A 16,964-nucleotide genomic window follows, 5' to 3' on the forward strand; every position below is an offset into this window, starting at 1 on the left:
TCAGGGTACCAGTTTCAAATTACCAGTACCGAGTTATAAATTAGGGCTATCCTGTTTCCAGAACAGCCCGCATTTTCTTATTTTGCTTCGTCTTTTTTCGTGTATTTAGCAGTATATTTTTCAATTCGTTCCTGCTGCTTCTTTTCTCTTTCAGCTAATTCCTTTTCAATGATTCCGCCAATTACAGTGATAATCTGTTCGGCAAATGTCTGTCCATCTTCCAGAATTGTAAATGGATGAGTAATTTTAAAGAAGTTCTCCGATACAGGAGCACCAAACAGGAAATCTATCTTTTCCCCAGCTTCTTTCTCCAGCTCAGGAAGAATCTCTTCCAGATCCTCCCCTTTCATTTTGTCACCTACACTTGCAAAAAACGCCGCTGTCTCTTTATATCTGGTCAAGATTCCGGCATCTGTAGGAACAAACCGGAACACTCCCAGATCATTTCCATCCTGATCTACAATCTCATAGCTCTTAGCGCCTGTATTAAATGTTATCTTCTCTGCCATTACTTATCGCCTCTCCCTCATATTTCTGAAGTTCTTTTTCAAGTTTCCGAAGTTCTTTGTAATCCTGCGCAAGTTTTCTATATTTTTCTGCCATCTCTGGAAGACCCTGTCTTAATGCTTCAATCGTTACAGAAAGCATTCCCGATGACTTCTCCAAATCATCAAGAGCCCGTCTGGCAGCAGTATTTATTGCCGCCTGAAGCTTGTCCTGTTCATATTTTCTACTTTTCTTCATTCTGATACGTCTCATTGTCTTTCCCCCTTACCGCATCATAAATAGCTGCTAATTCCATGACTGTAACTAACATCAACAAGTTAAGTAAAATCACATATATCATCTCCTGTCCTATCGTGATACATATATTATCTCACATTTTGTGAGAACAGCTCTCTACCACTTTTGGGCGTTTTTGTTATTTCGACTGTTCATCGACAGTTCAAAGGCAACTGGCCTTTCGCAAAAATCACGATTCAATCTGATATTCTCGCTTGTTCCTCGCCTGTTCGAACGCTCCAAGTTCTCGCCGCTTCCTCGCCGCTTTAATTCCATTTCTCACGGGTTCGTCACGGCTTTGTGCGGCTTTCCTGCGGCTTCATTATCAATAACAGGGATCCTCAAAATAGTGGATACCCCTTTTTATAACTTTTCACTGCTTCCTCACTGCTTCAATCAGACCAATACCGTAAAAATCAGTAATAACGCATGACCGTAAATGACCGTATTTCTCATAATGGGTCTTTTATTAAGCCGTAGGTTCGGCAGCAGGATTTTTATTAAATACTGGCATCATCTCTTCTCTCTATTTTATCGGCTCATTTAACCTTTTTCTTCCTTTACCCTTACAACTTTACCTTAGTTGCATTACAATTGGTTTTTGCTCTGTTTTATTCCCATACTCCTGTATTTTCAGATATATTGTGGCTTAGCCTTTCCCTCATCTGCTGACGCTGCTCCTCTGTATACTGTTTCGGAGGAGAAATCCGGATCCAAGCTACCGGAACATGAGCACAAATACTTCCGTCCTCATTATCCGCAATGATCTGACACTCCTCAGGATGTTTCTCTGCCAGCTTGCGGATTACAGATTTATACCGGCCCTGAGAGAATGTCAATGTTGCTTTGGTACCATTGGTCATAAATTCAATTGCATTTTCATTACATCCATTCATAAAAATCTCCTTTTTGTTTGTCTGTTGTTCGATTTCTCTCTGTTCGTTCTCTGTTCAACAATACTAAAACGGTTATTTCTCGGAGTTCACTCGGAGTTCGCTCTGAAATTACGCCCCGACTTTTAGGGACTCCGAAATCTCCGAATACCACCCGCGCGTAATCGTGTCATTAAATTCCCTGCATTTTCCATCCATATACCGAGAAATATTAGGTTTTTTAAGGTTTTGCCTATATATACAAAAATGTTAGCTTTTGTTAGGTTCCATGATCCTATACAGAAAAATCATGAGGTTTTCATGGAACGCCTCCGCCTATATGAGCCAAAATACTAAGATTTCGGATATATATGCAGAAACCTTAGCATTTCTTAGCAACCTACTTCCTCACTATATCCTCTGAAACTCCACGTTTTTCCAAGATGTATTCCCTATACAGAGAAACAGACGGTTTTGACAGGTTACCAATCCGAGAAGATGCTAATATTTGCTAATATTTTCGGCTATATATGCTGAAATCGTAGGTTTCCGTAAGTTTTCCCCTATATAGAGTGATATGTGGGGTTTTGTCAGGTTCTGCCAGCATCGTCTACTACAAATCTACTGTTTTCACCAGTAAATCAAATTCATGAAGTGCTTTCCGCTTATAACCATAAAAATCATTTTCAGTGCATGGAAGTTCACATGAATTGCTGTTTTTGAATATCTGGCGATATCCCACGCTTTCTGTAAAACTTTTTACCAGATGCGAGGCAAGAAATTCATTTGCCCTATTGCATGCTTCGATTACTAAAGAATAATACTGTTTATCTTTTACCATTTCTTTGAGTTCTGCTGCCCGTCCCGGCGTAATCCCATAATCTTTCAATTTCATTTTTCTGATGCTCATTGGTATAGAGTCCTCCTGTCCTGTTTGTGGTATAATAGCTTACAGAAAGACTCACCCCTTTTATACGGTCCTGCGTCAGTTACTTTGACTGATACAGGACTTTTGCTTTGTGCTCCAGATCTGACGCAACATTGCACAAGATATCCCGGCACAACTGGCAATTATATTGCGATTCTATTTCGTGAAGATCATCTACCAGCTTTGACCAGTATGTATCATCCTGCGGATTCCCCGGCGGATAGTGTTCCCTGTATGCCCGCCATGCAACAGTGAATATGTCATAAATCGGCTTTAATTCCTTTGTGTTATCCAATGATTACTCCTCCGGCATGATATACGCTTTTTCTCCTGCTGCATACTTTTGAAACATATCATTCAACACTTCTTTCGCGCGTTCTGGACTTGCATATTCCGCAATACCAAAATCACCCTCACAAATACGGTTCTTACTTACATAACTGATATACGTCATTTTAAAATTTAAAACTCGTGTTTTATCCTGTGTCATTATTTTCATGATTAGTATCCTTTCCGGCGGATTACCGCCTATAATTATCGTTTCCCCTATGATTAAGTTACTCCTCTGTATATTTCACTAATTCAGCTCCAAACAAAACTGAATCAACATATATTTTTACAACGTTTCCTGCTTTATTTACAAGCTTCATAGTTACATTCAGCCCCCTTGAATCTGATTTCACTTCATCTACTGTAAATCCTTTCAAACTTTCTAAATCAGCTACTGAATATACTGACTGTTTCTTTAATTTTTTTGACATATATTTTTCCCTTTCCGGCGGTAAACCGCCTATAAAATATATTTTCAATCAAACGGAATTTCCATTTGCTCCATATCTGCAACTGGCATAAAGCCATTTGAATCTGCTTCCCAACCATAAGGCTTCCTGAAATTATCCTGATCATCGCTTATTCGCTTTGATGCTTCGTCAAAATAAAGCTTGATAGCTTTTGTTCCTATCGCAAGCTTACCGGTTAAACGGTTCTTTGAAATTGTCAAAAGACGTTCATCATCGGGTAAGGTCTTGTCCCGCTTATAGGTCATCACGATGTCAACTTTGTTTGTAATATCTGAACTTCCACTGACAACATCATTATCATCTGCGCCTAAGCTATTTTTACGGGGATGCACAACCAAAATTACGGCCACGTTATAGTTTTTTGAAATCTTAACCAGCTTATCAACAAACTTGCTTTGAGCCCTGTATAAGTCTATATCCAAACCAATATCAAGAGCGGTCATTAAGTTATCCAGTAACACCAGTTGGATTCCGTACTGTTGTATTGCCTTTTCTATAGTTGACAGCAAGTACTCCAATTCGTTGTCTTCCGTCGACTGGTTATCAAACAGATAAGCTCGTCCCCGATACCATTCAGAGATTTTGTGAACCTTTCTGTCCGGAATAAAATAATTTACCGATCCGGCCTCTCCTGCGCGATCAATTACGTTCTGCTGGCCTGCAATCTGAAAGTCCAACCAACGCTTGAAAAAATAATCGGGCAACTCTCCAGAGTATGCAAAAACAGATTTTCCGTTATCCAAAGCATTCGCCAGTATCTGGGAGCCAAGTGTACTCTTTCCGTCTCCTCTCTTGCCTGTTAAGATTGCTGTTTGCCCTAAATAAATTCCACCTGAGAGAACCTTATCAATTCCTTTAATTCCTGTTGATATCTTCGGAAGTGAAAATAAGTCCACTGCCTTAATATCGGCAATTTCTATCACTCGATCAATTAATACTGTTTTCGCCTGCTCAACTGCCCTACGAACTGCGTCTTTTCCATATTTGCATAATAACTCATTAGCATCTTTGCACCCTCTATAGTCCTGCTGCTGAACTGCCTTAACAGTTCCCCTGAATCGCTTTCTCATTTCATCCAAAAGAGTAATTATCCCGTTTTCACAATCCCCGAACACAATTAACGTATCAAAATTTTGCATCCAGTCCCAGCAATAAGGAATCCATGTAAAACCATTTTTTCCAAAGGGAACAGAAACTGCATTTTCTATTCCAGATTCCGTAACTGATAAGCTGTCAAGTTGTCCCTCTGTGAGTATCAGGGTTTTATTGTCCAGATTACACTGGTACATTCCAAACAAGATAGGTTTGCAGTTTGCTTCACACCATTCTTTCCCCTTGTCCACTGTCGGATTGAAGTCTGTTTTTCGGTATTTTATAAACTGCATATCTCCTTTTTCATCCAAGAAAGGGAATACCAGAATATTCTCATGTTTACTCTGAACCGTAATATGATATTTTTCTGCTGTAGCAGCAGTGATTTTTCTGCTTTCCAGATATGTAACAGCTTCCGGCTTAGGCTTTATAGACTCCATCTTCTTAAACTGCCGAAATCTTTTCTGTTTTCCCGTTCGGTAATACGCATCTATGTCTTTTCCTAAACTGAAATAATCAAAGTCTCTGGCAAGCGTAACCATATTCCCCGAAACAGAACAGGAGGATCTGAGACATTTAAACTGTCCGGTAACCAGGCTAATAGAAAATGTCCCTTTGTCTCCATTTTTTCCGCCTCTGCAATACGGGCAGGACAGAAGCTGAAGTTCATCCCCCCTCTGCTTAGATTGGATTCCAGAGACTCTGGCAAATTCATAGGCATCTTCTTTCTTGAATTCATAATATTCCATTATCCCTCACTCCATAAATCAATAGGCTTCTCCTCCGGTTCTTCCGCCATAACTTCAACACATGGTTCTGGTTCTTTGATATAATCACGCCACCTGACATTAAAAAATGTGGATCCATACATGATATATCTTTCTGCCGTTCCATTTTCCTGTATCTCCGCTATGTATGAATTAACAGCTCCAAGAACAACCTCTTCTCCTGCTTCATAAAGCTCCTTTTTAGTCTTTTGTGTTACGGCCGATTTCCCTACCTTCCGTGGATATGATTTCCAGACTTTTTCGAAGAAATCATCATAATATTTTTTATTTATATTTTTATTTTCTTTTTTTATTTTCTTGTGTGTCATTTTGACCACCGGTTCCGGTGACATTTTGACCACTACCCCAGTGACATTTTGACCACCAGTGTCATTTTCGCCACCAGTGTCATTTTCGCCACCAGTGACGTTTTGACCACCAGTACACCATTGTTCATAATTCTTGTTAAACATTAATTCTGCGGTAACACCTCTCTGTTCAGAATTGATACAAATAATAATTCTGTCTTGCTGAAGTTTCTTTAATGCTCTCTTTACGGCTCTTAAATCACAATTCCCCCATCTGGCTATAAAAGATGCTGACAGTTTATGTGATTTTCTATGAAATCCAAATGTATAGCGGAAGATACAACTAATAACTTTTAATTCTGTCCCGTTAAATGAAAGTTTATAAAGATTATCCAATATTTCATTTGCTACTGCTGTATAACCATTTTCAATCTGCGGATTTGCCACATTACTGTTCCTCCAATTCCTTCAACAACTCTCTTGCACTTTCCAGAGTTTTCAATGTATTTTCACCTCTATTCTCTAAAGTACGAATAAATTTTCGGATTTCCATTGTGTCTCCTGCTGCCGGAAGGTAGTAACCTCCTGGCCTCGTGGCGCTCGATAAGATTACTTTGCCAGCCTTACGTTCTGCTTCGATCTGTTTTTGAAGCATTCGGACACTGGAAAAGTGACATTTTACAGTAAGGTACTCCGGGGTCAATGCGTTTTCTTTGCCCGGCAGCAGATTTTCATATACTCCCATAGAATCACCGCCTCTCTTCATCAGCCTTTACAATTTTTATCTATATAATCATAAAGAACTGGCATATCAATCCGAACTGATTTTCCAAATCGCGCAATCGCATTTGCTTCACCAGCTATCTTCATAAGCGTATTTCTACTTACATTTACTAAGCCACAAGCCGCCGGAACTTTTTGATATCTTCCATTGCTATTTTCTTTTAATGCCCTCATTTTCTTTTCTCCTTTCGAAAATTATATTTTATTATTTTTAATTTTCTATTTTGTCTTATTATATCATTATGCCTAGACATTCACAATATTTTATGTTAGAGTAGTATAGAAATCTATTTTTATTATAATTTCAATTTTCTAATTAAAAAAAAGGGGGGGGGGGATGTATTATGTATAACTACAAAACACTACATAAGCTTATCAATAATGGATTGTGCTATGCTTATATGGATATAAATAATTCAACAATTTCTTTAGATATTGACACCAGAAAATATTATGACGATAATTCAGGTTTTCATTATATTGAATTCAGTGAAAATGTGATTCAATTTCCATTAGGAGAAAATTTATTCAATTTTCTTTCATTACCGGATGAAACTTTATGTTTTCTGCAAAACTTGTCAGGTGAAAATTCAGGGCAATGGGACGGTCTCCACGAAAATGACGAAGAACAAGAATACCTTGCATCTTTAGAATGTATTTATTTATATATCTTATATTACTCATTTTGTAGATACACTCTTAGCTTGCCTTATAGAACAAGCTTAATTAACATAAAAAAAGAATTTGATTTTGCTTTGAATTTCTGCTGCAATACCTCATTTTTACCTGAATTATCAGCACTGTCAGCGCTCGAGAAATATTATATTTATAACGAACTTTATAACGATAACTACTTGACAAATATAAAAAAATTTGAACGGAATGGATTTGTTTTTTTAGGATCTAACACACCTGTTCATGAACTAAATATGCTAGAAAGAATGGATTGTTCCAATGAAAAATATCGTCACTATAATGGGCAAGAACCTATTATTGACAAACCTGCCCTTTCCCCAAAAGTCATTTCCGAATTAAAAAAATTAAACGTTTCAACAACTGTCAGATACCAATATGACAACTTGCATGGTTATTTAATGGAAGAATTGTATGCTCTTATTCAATTAAATGTTCAAGTAAAGAAATGTGGTCGATGCCATAAATATTTTATACCTAAAGGAAAATATGCAACTGAATATTGCGATAGAGTACTGCCTGGCGAAAAATTCTCATGTAAAAAGTTGGCTGCTAAACAAACAAGAAAAGCAAAAGTTGACTCAACCCCTATTCTTCAAGAATATCAACGCGCCTATAAAAGGATGTATGCTCGTGTAACTGCAAAAAAATTATCTCAAAAAGATTTTAAAGAATGGTCTGATAATGCCTCTCACGAAAGAGACCGCATAATTGCCACTTATGGATCAACTCCTTCCATAGATATTATCGCATCATTCAAAAATTATTTAGGAAATCGTTAAATTGTAAAAAGCACCCAATATCTCCTGATTTCCTCCTAAGTAGATCCGGTTATTTACCTTGTCTACTTAAGAGGCATCATGTCATAGGCATTGAGTGCTTATTTTTTTGAGTTTTTGTACCCCATTTTTTACCCCAATCTTTACTCCATAAAATAGTTTCACCCCACAAACAAGCAATGACACATGACAGATAATGATAAAATCCTTTTTATAAATTTATCCAGTAAAATCAAGACTTTCGGGGATTTTGAAAATGTAGATAATGACATCAGATAAAGACAGATAAAAGATATGAAATAAAAAAATAAAATTTATAAAAAAACCGCAAATATATCACATCATAAGTTATAATGTAAGTATTCCATATCCAAAAGAAAATTAGATATTTAATATACGGGAGAAAATTTATGTTTAGAAAAATAGACAGAACTAATACTTTTAATGACGTATTAAAACAGATCATAGAGCAAATCCAGACCGGGGAATTAAAGCCCGGAGATGCCTTGCCTGCCGAACGTATCCTGGCCGAAGAACTGGGGATTTCCAGACCTGCCCTGCGCGAAGTGCTAAAAGCTCTTTCTCTTCTGGGAATCACAGTCAGCGTGCATGGAGGCGCCAACTATATTGCAACAGATCTAAGCAGCTGCCTTACAGGCCCATTATCCATCATCTTTCAAATGTATAACAGCAAAATTCAGGACGCCGTTTCCCTTCGTGGTGCTCTTGAAGCCAAAGCAGCCTATCTGGCTGCCCAAAACTGCAGTCAGCTAGATGCAGCGGAACTTCAATTGATCATTGCCAAGCTGGACAGTACTGATAACGAAACCCTTCGAAGTGATCTGGACCGCGATCTTCACTTTAAAATTGCACAGATTGCAGATAATCCTCTTATTTTCAGCGTGATGAATGCTTCCTCCCAGCTCACAGAAAATATGATCGTGGGAATTCGTTCACATTTTATGCAAAAAGATGAAGATTCTCCGGAAATTGATTCCCAACATACAAGACTTGTAGCAGCCATTACTGCAAACAATCCCTCTATGGCAGAACAGATCATGAGTGAACATATGCAAACCATTGAACGGCTGCTGAAGGAAATCACAGAATAAACATTGTTCCAATCCTTAAACATTAATAAAAAAGCGAGAAGAAAACTATGAATAATAAAATCGTAGTCTGTATAGGCAAAGGCGGTCAGAAAGATATGGCAGAATCCTTTTCCAGACGTACCGGCTCCCCTATCGTAAATAAACCCGGAGATTACCTGACCGTTTTATTTGATTCCAAAGGAGTATCTCTATCCGGTTTCGGTCTCAGCTATCAGGGAGATTTTGAAAATATGCTTCATCGTGTGACCAATGGACGTCTTCAGCATGAGATGCTGGCCAAGGCAGTCAAAACAGATCAGGAAAATCTTAAGGCCATTGACGCAACTGCCGGCATGGGCGAAGACAGCCTGCTTCTGGCAGCCTGTGGATATCAGGTAACACTTTATGAGCAAAATCCTGTAATTGCCATTCTGCTCAAAGATGCTCTCCGCCGTGCCAAAAAAAATACTGTCCTAAAGGATATTGTATCCCGCATGCAGCTTGTAGAGGGGGATAGCATTGAACATTTGAATAAGCGACTGGATCCTGTGGATGTCATCTATCTGGACCCTATGTTTCCCGGACGGCAGAAATCCGGCCTGATCAACAAAAAGCTCCAGCTTATCCAGAAACTGGAACCTCCCTGTTCTAAGGAAACAGCTCTTTTTGATGCAGCTATGGCAGCACAGCCTTCCAAAATCATTGTAAAACGTCCTCTGAAAAGTCCATACCTGGATGAAAGAGTTCCTTCCTACTCCCTAAAGGGCAAGGCAATCCGTTATGACTGTTACTCTCCATACAAATAGACTTAAAAAAGCATTGTTCCACACCATGAGCCAGCAACGTTTCTGGATGTTTCTTCCATGTATGATCATAATCGCCAGCATATTTGGCTATTTTTCAACCCATTTTATCGACCATCCTGCTTCCTAAATAAGTCACGGAACAGTTACTCGGTTATAAAAATATTATCTGTTTTGAAATTTAATTTGTTCTCCCTGAATCAGCGGATAGCAGACCAATTTATCACTGTCCAGATTTTCCATGTGCATATCTACCCCGCTGATCTGATGATTTTCATACGTATTATAATAATAAATCCCTTTCGTAGTATTACAACAGGAAGTGTATAAGGTAATCTCATACTTTCCGTCGGAAACCTCACAACAGCCACGCTGCTGATCTACAGACCCGAGGATATGGAAAAACTGACTGACGCTTTCCTCCTCTGATTCACCGGAAAAAGCATTTGCTTTTGTAAATGCCACACGTACAAAACGAGAAGCCGAAGAAAGATCTCCCGGAAGCCCAAGGGCTCCCATTCCACGGCTGTATGCATTGAGAGGGAGATTACTGCCAAATGTATTCACGGGTTGTTTCGGTGAAAGGTGCATATAGTTATTCAATTGAAACATTTGCTGTGGGAAAGGCGGGTTGTTTGTGAGAACACCAATCGGGTTATCATAAACATGAAGACCATCAGACATAGATTCTACTGTAATAGCTTCCTTTTCATCAGCAATGATCCAATGCAGTTGGGCTAAAGGAAATTGTTCACTGAAAAGAGTATTCACTATATTAATATGATCAAGTTTTTCCCGAACCTCTGTTACAGAAGAACACTGACTTAGAATCCAGGGAATAAATTCAAACTGTGCAATGTTATCCCCTTCTGTCTGAACTTCAGAATAAGAAGCATTCCCCACAAAATTAAGTCCTGCCATGCCAAGCCCTTTTTCATTAACGGCATCATAATACAGAGGATAATCATCTGCTACATGGGCCATCCCAATAATTGCATAATGATTTGTCAAGTCACCGACATGCCGAAAATGAAACGGGTAGTTGCGCGGTGTAACAGTAACCTGATCACCATAAGAAAATTCATAATCCAGAGTTCTTCCGAAATAAAAATCTTTTGTTTTATAAGTTGCAGCTGTACACATGATCATTTCCTCCTTAACTTCTTTTTTATTATAGCCAACAATCATAATAAAAATCAATAATTTTTACATAGATAAGTAAAAACTATTGATTTCGTTTATTTATATAACATAAAAAGATACCACTCAGCTATCTTTTCATGTCTGAGTGGTATCCCTTCGGATTTCTATCTATTAAAGTTTTAAATCAAGAGTAGCTGCTCCGCAGTTTTATTAAACAGACAGTTTCATCTGCTTCATTTCTTCCAGGAAATCACGGATATAGGATACTGCCAGATCCAAAGCTTCCTGTCCAAGTTCTGCTGAAGAATCCTTCGGATCAAAAGGTCCAAACCAGCCGCTTGGAGCAATTTCTTTGGTATCTCTCACAAGACGTACGATACCACCCTTGAAATTAACTGCCTGGATATAAGCCGCTTTCATATTCTCAGAAGGATCCTGTGCATTGATAGGCTTGCTAAGTTCCAGATGTACTGATTCCGGAGCAATTGCCATCATAGCTGAGGTCTCCAGAACATCACCATGGCCGCCTTCAAACTTCTTGTCCAGCTGAGCTACCAGACTCCACCAGTCTACGCTGGCACATACACCACCTTTATGATATACCTCCAGAGCTGCCCGGTCAATGGATGGAGTATTGCCGCCATGGCCATTCAGAATTACAAAACGTTTTGCGCCATGCTGCATCAGAGAATCCATGATGCCATGCAGAACCATGTAAAGTCCTTCATAACCAATATTAATGCTTCCCTCAAAGCTTAAGTGATAAGGACATACACCGTAAGGAACAGTAGGTGCTACGATTACATTTTCTATATCCTCCACATGATCTGCCAGATAGGACGGTACCATAAAATCCGTTCCCAACGCACTCTGCGTTCCGTGCTGCTCAGTGCTTCCTACCGGAATCACAATAATCGGATCCTTTTTAAAAGCTTCTTTTGCCTGTGCTGTAGTCATTTTTGCAAGATACATTTCAAATACACCTCCTGATTTTTATGCCATAAAGTGACGATCAATAGTCTCCTGCGGCGGAGTTTTTGTAAATTTACTTACGACGATCATTACAATAGAAGCAATGATGGTAGTCGGGAACAATGCATGGAAGCCCATAGCCAGCGCTTTGACTGACGGATTCAGAGTAAAGAGCAACAGGGAAATAATACCTACAATAACTGCTGCGACTGCTCCCTTCGCTGTTGCTTTCTTCCAATATATTCCAAACAGAATCGGCACTACAAAAATTGCCATTCCGGAAAATGCAAACAGGTTAATTTCAAAAATACTGCCTGGCTGGAATACACCAAAGCAAATTACGATAATACCGATAATTACAGTTACTACCTTGGACAACTTCATAACAGTCTCATCTGTAGCATCCTTATTGATAATCTTCTGATAAATATCACGGGTAACAGCACCGGTAGTCGTTACCAGAATACCATCGATTGTGGACATACCTGCTGCCACAATACCTGCGATGAAAATGGAAGCCAAGAAAGGATTCATGCCTCTCTGCAGAATCATAGGAATAATCTGATCTGCCTTCTCAATATTCTGAATGGAAGCAATACCATTTACACCGGCCCACTCAATCAGAGTTGCAGAGAAAAACATACCTGCAGTACCAAGAAGAATTGCTTTGAACATGGTCTTATGATCCTTCATGGCAAAGAACTTGGTAAACAGGTGAGGCTGTCCCATGGTAAAGAACGACCATAGCACAATGTTGGATACATAATAAGTCCAAGGCATATAACCGTTAGCACCCGGGAAGGTCAGATAAGCCTCATTCATACTCTGAAGTGTATGGTTAATGTTAGAGAAACCTCCACCCATTACTACAGATACAATAAATGTAACCACTGCAGTAGCAATCATCAGAGATCCCTGGATAACGTCCGTCATCATGGCACCTTTCATACCACCGCTCATACAGTAGAGAATAACGATAATACCCATTCCCACAACACCTACCCATTCAGGCAGTCCGGTAAATACATGTACAATAACACCTGCTCCGATAATCTGTGCGCCCATCATCGGAACCAGGAAGAAGAGCATCATTACGCCCAAAACACCGCTCATATTCTTGGAGTGATAACGGTCTGTCAGGTAATCGGCCATAGTCAGGAAACCATATTTATGACCAAGAGTAATCAGCTTACGGCCAATAAGAAGAGCCGGAAGAATCATACAGAACACAGCTCCAGGTACAGAGATAGCCATTCCTGCATAGCCTACGCCATAAATGGTTCCCGGTGTACCAAGAAAGGTTCCCATAGAAAACTGGGTTGAGAAATATGCAATACCACTTACTAATACACCAGCCTTTCCGCTCAATACGAAGAAATCGCCAATGCTATTCGTCTTACGTCCTGCATACCAACCAATAAATGCCATAATTCCAAGATAAAGTACTAACACTGTATAGAAAGGAATTGGTGATGGCTGAATTACTGCTGCTCCATTCATTTATTTGTCCTCCTCATCATAAGTGTGATATTCTTTTCTCTTCATACACATGCGGTAATAGATAACAATCAGCGCAAATGTAATGGCAGTGTGAACAATCCATCCGAATATATAAAGCGGAACACCACCAAATGCGGGAATATACGTCTCGCTGTAGAAAAACGGGAACGGAATCATAATGAATACAAACATAACCAGAAAAATAATCAACCATGTCCGTTCGAAGTGTTTCTCAAAAAGTTTCTTCATAGCCTTTTTCCTCCTTTTTTCTCGAAAGAAAATCATGTAATATATTAATTAAAGATTCTTTCGATTTTTTTGTTAAGTATATACTTTACTTTATATTTTTTATTATACATGTTATAATATTTTTGTAAAGTTTTTACTTAAATTTTTATGAAAAAAATCTAAAATTTTGCATGAACCATGCAGAGAAAGGACATTGTATAATATATATGGATATTTTAGAGCATCTCCAGGAACTTTATCCTACCCTGACGAAAAAGCAGAAAACCATTGCAGATTATCTGATCGCCAATCTGGAGGAAATTAGCTACATTACACTGGCACAGCTGAGCCATCAGACCGGTACCTCAGAGCTGACTTTGCTCCGTTTTTGCCAGAAGCTGGGCTGCTCCAGCTTTCTGGACTTAAAGGAGCAGTTCCGGGACTATACCCAGAAAATGATTAAACAGGCCTCCTCTTCTTCCTTTTTTCTGCCGGAGCGCATCTCAGGCGAAGCCTCCGAACGAGAACGGATCCTTCATGAAATCTGCAATACAGAGGCTACAGTTTTCTCTGATTTTATTGCTAACATCAATCTGGAATCTGTGATAAAGGCTTCTGATGAAATCCGAAAAAGCAGCCGTATCTACATTTTTGCCCATGATATTTCCCTGGTACCCGGTAAATTTCTGCAGGGTCGTCTGGAAATCCTGTACCTTAATGCTGTGTTGATTGATTTATCAGATCTGGAATTGACCCAGAAGACTATCCAACAGCTGACTGATGGTGATCTGGTAATCTTTTTCTCTTTCCCCCGTTATTATTTTCCTATTGGAAATATTGCTAAAAAAGCGGCAAAATCAGGTGTACCGATTCTGACCATCACCGACAGTGATACTTCTCCGGCGGCAGCACACAGCACACTTTTGCTGCTTTGCCCCACCTCTACGAAGCTATTTTACAACTCCATGACCGTGCCCATGGCCATGCTCAATATTCTGGCTTCCTGTCTCGTCATCGACAGTGTATCGCCAGCAGAACGTCAGATCTTTATTGATACCTTGCCATCCTGATTTCCAGACAAAAAAACCGGATATACAGGTTTCCCGCAGGAAACCACATATCCGGTTTCGTTTTTATTCTCTTTTCATAGCTGTTCGATTTCTGACCAGTTACCTCTTTTTATCTTTTATTTCTCGTAAGTTCCTTTTCGGAGTACCTCTCCATGCTTCATAAAGATCTCTCCCCTTGCCACATAGGTATCCAGCGTCAGGTTCTGATCAAACAACAACAGATCTGCATCGGCCCCTTCTGCCACAATTCCCTTGATTCCCTGTAAATCCAGGCTCTCCGCCACCTGACAGGTCATATAAGGCAATGCTTCCTCCAGATTCATTCCAAGGGCCTGCACCATATATTTCAACTCTTTATAAAGCGCATCCACACCAGACACACCTATCTCTAAAAGGCTGCCATCCTCAGCATAATTAGACCAGCTTCCATGTCCGTCAGAGCTCATGGTAATATGCTCTGTAGGCAATCCCCGCTTTTTCGCCTCCAGAACACATTCTCCCGGTGAAGTGTGCATACCACAAGTCAGATCAATATAGCCTCCCTGACTTAAAAATTCATATCCATCCTCCAACAGCTTTTCATTCCGGTTCACGTGAGTGGGTCGGAAAATCCGTACGGGAACGGAGCTCTCCTCCAGTGCCCGGAATACCGGAGCCAGACCAGCCTTGTCATCTCCCATATGAAGCACCACAATGCCTGGTTTTCCACTGAGCATTCCCGCCACACGGGCTTTGCTTGCAATCTGAATCAGCTGATCCTCCGTCACATTAGGTGCCCTGTGATCAGAAATTGCCAGCTTCACACCCAGAATCTCCTTCACAAATACAATATCTCGATCTATCTCGCCTGTGAGCGTCGGGCTGGGATATCCGTAAGCACCTGTAAGCATATAAGCACTCACGCCCTCTTCACAAAGTACCCGGGTCTTTGCGTAAAGATTGTCTACACTCCTGGTAATACCATCTGTGCCCAGAAGTCCCACCACTGTTGTGATACCGTTCTCTACCAGCTCCGACATCTGTAATTCCGGTGTCCGCGTATGAAAACTTCCCTCTCCGCCGCCCCCGGTAATATGTACATGCTGATCTAAAAATCCGGGTGTAAGAATTTTTCCTTCTGCATCCAGTATCTCACATTCCACAGGCAGTTCTCCGATGGAATCCTGTATACATTCAATCTTTCCTCCGCAAATCAAAAGATCTTTTTTTCCGAGATATTCCGGTGCGTAAACCTCTGCATTCTTTACCAATAACATAACTATTCCTCTTTTTCCTGTAACTGTTCATTACACAAGTACTTTAAGCGGTTCTGAACAGTTACTTTTCCTTTTTTATTTGGTTTCTACTCCAAGTATATACGATGAAACCTGTTTTGTCCATGCAAGTTATTGTTATAAAATACTTAAATGTATTTTTAACTTCCAGTTGGCAAGAGTAATGAAAAATCAAGAGAAGTGTGTTCAAAACCTATAAGCAAAAAAACAAGAGAAACGCTGTAAAACTAACGTTTCTCCCATTTTATAATCATGCCGCAGACCGGAATCGAACCGGTACGGGTATCACTACCCACGGGATTTTAAGTCCCGGGCGTCTGCCAGTTCCGCCACTGCGGCATATGGAACCTATAGGGCTCGAACCTATGACCCTCTGCTTGTAAGGCAGATGCTCTCCCAGCTGAGCTAAGATTCCATATTTCTTATGCAATTACCTCGTCAGCAAATGCTAACGACCCAGAAGAGACTCGAACTCTCGACCTTCGCCGTGACAGGGCGACGCTCTAACCAACTGAGCCACTGGGCCAAAATAATAACAAATGGACCTTCGGGGACTCGAACCCAGGACCGACCGGTTATGAGCCGGTTGCTCTAACCAACTGAGCTAAAGGTCCAAAAAGCCGATGATCGGACTCGAACCGATAACCTGCTGATTACAAATCAGCTGCTCTGCCAATTGAGCCACATCGGCATATCACTTGTCAGAATCAAGCCTCAGAAAATCACATCTACATTATTTAAATGACTCCAAGGGGATTTGAACCCCTGTTACCGCCGTGAAAGGGCGGTGTCTTAACCGCTTGACCATGGAGCCAAAACTCCCCCTGTTGGACTCGAACCAACGACACTGCGGTTAACAGCCGCATGCTCTACCGACTGAGCTAAGGAGGAATAAAGGTTTTGCACCTTCAAAACTACATACATGTTGACATTTCCTTGAGAATTAACTTCCTGCGTTGCCGATTGAGTATTGTACTCCGCGGGGGGCACTTCGTGACTTCGTCACTCAGTGTCATTTGCTTCGCAAATGTCCAGTCTGTATCAGGAATGCTTCTCCACAAGCAAGCTTGCTCCGAAT

Annotated in this window: 20 protein-coding genes and 7 tRNA genes; 4 read left to right on the plus strand and 23 right to left on the minus strand. The window is 40.2% G+C overall.

The genetic code is table 11. The annotated features are described in order from the left end of the window. Nucleotides 1-77: 77 nt before the first annotated feature. From ACTNDS_RS05305 to ACTNDS_RS05355, 11 genes are all read right to left on the minus strand, one after another. Entirely contained in the window at nt 78-509 is a 432-nt protein-coding gene (locus ACTNDS_RS05305; protein WP_441034213.1) for a hypothetical protein, read from the minus strand. Next, nucleotides 487-759, minus strand: coding sequence for a hypothetical protein (locus tag ACTNDS_RS05310; protein WP_441034215.1), 273 nt, complete (start codon nt 757-759; stop codon nt 487-489). Before ACTNDS_RS05310 ends, ACTNDS_RS05305 begins: the two co-directional genes overlap by 23 nt. A gap of 635 nt (nt 760-1,394) precedes the next feature. After that, nucleotides 1,395-1,679 (minus strand): hypothetical protein, encoded by a 285-nt coding sequence (locus tag ACTNDS_RS05315; RefSeq protein WP_441034217.1) that lies wholly within the window; start codon nt 1,677-1,679, stop codon nt 1,395-1,397. Nucleotides 1,680-2,268: 589 nt separating this feature from the next. Continuing rightward, entirely contained in the window at nt 2,269-2,565 is a 297-nt protein-coding gene (locus ACTNDS_RS05320) for a hypothetical protein (protein WP_173744140.1), read from the minus strand. Nucleotides 2,566-2,644: 79 nt separating this feature from the next. Continuing rightward, nucleotides 2,645-2,878, minus strand: coding sequence for a hypothetical protein (locus ACTNDS_RS05325; RefSeq protein WP_441034219.1), 234 nt, complete (start codon nt 2,876-2,878; stop codon nt 2,645-2,647). Nucleotides 2,879-2,881: 3 nt separating this feature from the next. Beyond that, nucleotides 2,882-3,082: a hypothetical protein gene (locus ACTNDS_RS05330; protein WP_022380604.1), complete on the minus strand. Its 201-nt coding sequence runs from the start codon at nt 3,080-3,082 to the stop codon at nt 2,882-2,884. Nucleotides 3,083-3,140: 58 nt separating this feature from the next. Continuing rightward, nucleotides 3,141-3,344: a hypothetical protein gene (locus tag ACTNDS_RS05335; protein WP_302025365.1), complete on the minus strand. Its 204-nt coding sequence runs from the start codon at nt 3,342-3,344 to the stop codon at nt 3,141-3,143. 44 nt (nt 3,345-3,388) lie between these two features. Next, nucleotides 3,389-4,915 (minus strand): AAA family ATPase, encoded by a 1,527-nt coding sequence (locus ACTNDS_RS05340; protein ID WP_441034222.1) that lies wholly within the window; start codon nt 4,913-4,915, stop codon nt 3,389-3,391. Between the two features lie 308 nt (nt 4,916-5,223). Beyond that, a complete protein-coding gene (locus ACTNDS_RS05345) occupies nt 5,224-5,997 on the minus strand; it encodes a replication protein (protein WP_441034224.1) in 774 nt (257 codons plus the stop codon). Nucleotide 5,998: 1 nt separating this feature from the next. Beyond that, nucleotides 5,999-6,295 (minus strand): hypothetical protein, encoded by a 297-nt coding sequence (locus ACTNDS_RS05350; protein WP_441034226.1) that lies wholly within the window; start codon nt 6,293-6,295, stop codon nt 5,999-6,001. A 20-nt stretch (nt 6,296-6,315) separates the two neighbouring features. Beyond that, nucleotides 6,316-6,507, minus strand: coding sequence for a DUF6462 family protein (locus ACTNDS_RS05355; protein WP_118031099.1), 192 nt, complete (start codon nt 6,505-6,507; stop codon nt 6,316-6,318). Between the two features lie 170 nt (nt 6,508-6,677). On the opposite strand from ACTNDS_RS05355, the gene ACTNDS_RS05360 reads away from it, so the two are divergent. The 3 genes from ACTNDS_RS05360 (at nt 6,678) to ACTNDS_RS05370 (ending at nt 9,702) form a co-directional block, all read left to right on the plus strand. After that, nucleotides 6,678-7,808, plus strand: coding sequence for a DUF6076 domain-containing protein (locus ACTNDS_RS05360; protein WP_441034229.1), 1,131 nt, complete (start codon nt 6,678-6,680; stop codon nt 7,806-7,808). Between the two features lie 407 nt (nt 7,809-8,215). Further along, on the plus strand, nt 8,216-8,917 hold the full coding sequence (locus tag ACTNDS_RS05365; protein WP_441034231.1) for a FadR/GntR family transcriptional regulator: 702 nt from the start codon (nt 8,216-8,218) through the stop codon (nt 8,915-8,917). Between the two features lie 47 nt (nt 8,918-8,964). Further along, the gene (locus ACTNDS_RS05370) at nt 8,965-9,702 is read left to right on the plus strand and encodes a class I SAM-dependent methyltransferase (protein ID WP_173744133.1); all 738 of its coding nucleotides are present in this window, start codon (nt 8,965-8,967) and stop codon (nt 9,700-9,702) included. 162 nt (nt 9,703-9,864) lie between these two features. On the opposite strand, the gene bsh is transcribed toward ACTNDS_RS05370, so the two are convergent. The 4 genes from bsh to ACTNDS_RS05390 all read right to left on the minus strand — a co-directional run bounded on the left by bsh (nt 9,865) and on the right by ACTNDS_RS05390 (nt 13,563). Then, nucleotides 9,865-10,842 (minus strand): choloylglycine hydrolase, encoded by a 978-nt coding sequence (bsh, locus tag ACTNDS_RS05375; RefSeq protein WP_441034233.1) that lies wholly within the window; start codon nt 10,840-10,842, stop codon nt 9,865-9,867. Between the two features lie 210 nt (nt 10,843-11,052). Beyond that, a complete protein-coding gene (locus ACTNDS_RS05380) occupies nt 11,053-11,814 on the minus strand; it encodes a creatininase family protein (RefSeq protein ID WP_441034235.1) in 762 nt (253 codons plus the stop codon). 21 nt (nt 11,815-11,835) lie between these two features. Continuing rightward, nucleotides 11,836-13,314, minus strand: coding sequence for a sodium/pantothenate symporter (locus tag ACTNDS_RS05385; RefSeq protein ID WP_441034237.1), 1,479 nt, complete (start codon nt 13,312-13,314; stop codon nt 11,836-11,838). Next, nucleotides 13,315-13,563: a hypothetical protein gene (locus ACTNDS_RS05390; protein ID WP_441034239.1), complete on the minus strand. Its 249-nt coding sequence runs from the start codon at nt 13,561-13,563 to the stop codon at nt 13,315-13,317. 206 nt (nt 13,564-13,769) lie between these two features. Here ACTNDS_RS05390 and ACTNDS_RS05395 point away from each other — a divergent pair, with 206 nt between their 5' ends. Further along, on the plus strand, nt 13,770-14,612 hold the full coding sequence (locus tag ACTNDS_RS05395; protein WP_441034241.1) for a MurR/RpiR family transcriptional regulator: 843 nt from the start codon (nt 13,770-13,772) through the stop codon (nt 14,610-14,612). A 116-nt stretch (nt 14,613-14,728) separates the two neighbouring features. Here the strand turns inward: ACTNDS_RS05395 and iadA are convergent, their stop codons facing one another. From iadA to ACTNDS_RS05435, 8 genes are all read right to left on the minus strand, one after another. Next, on the minus strand, nt 14,729-15,868 hold the full coding sequence (gene iadA / locus ACTNDS_RS05400) for a beta-aspartyl-peptidase (protein ID WP_441034243.1): 1,140 nt from the start codon (nt 15,866-15,868) through the stop codon (nt 14,729-14,731). A 271-nt stretch (nt 15,869-16,139) separates the two neighbouring features. Continuing rightward, nucleotides 16,140-16,225: transfer RNA gene (locus ACTNDS_RS05405), tRNA-Leu, on the minus strand. Nucleotides 16,226-16,228: 3 nt separating this feature from the next. Then, a tRNA-Val gene (locus tag ACTNDS_RS05410) sits at nt 16,229-16,301 on the minus strand. A 37-nt stretch (nt 16,302-16,338) separates the two neighbouring features. After that, nucleotides 16,339-16,412 (minus strand) — tRNA-Asp (locus ACTNDS_RS05415). A 14-nt stretch (nt 16,413-16,426) separates the two neighbouring features. After that, a tRNA-Ile gene (locus ACTNDS_RS05420) sits at nt 16,427-16,500 on the minus strand. 4 nt (nt 16,501-16,504) lie between these two features. After that, nucleotides 16,505-16,577: transfer RNA gene (locus ACTNDS_RS05425), tRNA-Thr, on the minus strand. A gap of 51 nt (nt 16,578-16,628) precedes the next feature. Further along, nucleotides 16,629-16,700 (minus strand) — tRNA-Glu (locus ACTNDS_RS05430). A 4-nt stretch (nt 16,701-16,704) separates the two neighbouring features. Continuing rightward, nucleotides 16,705-16,777, minus strand: a tRNA-Asn gene (locus tag ACTNDS_RS05435). Nucleotides 16,778-16,964 lie beyond the last annotated feature (187 nt).

Source organism: Blautia sp. HCP3S3_C12, from assembly GCF_052064155.1.
Taxonomy (GTDB): Bacteria; Bacillota; Clostridia; order Lachnospirales; family Lachnospiraceae; genus Blautia_A.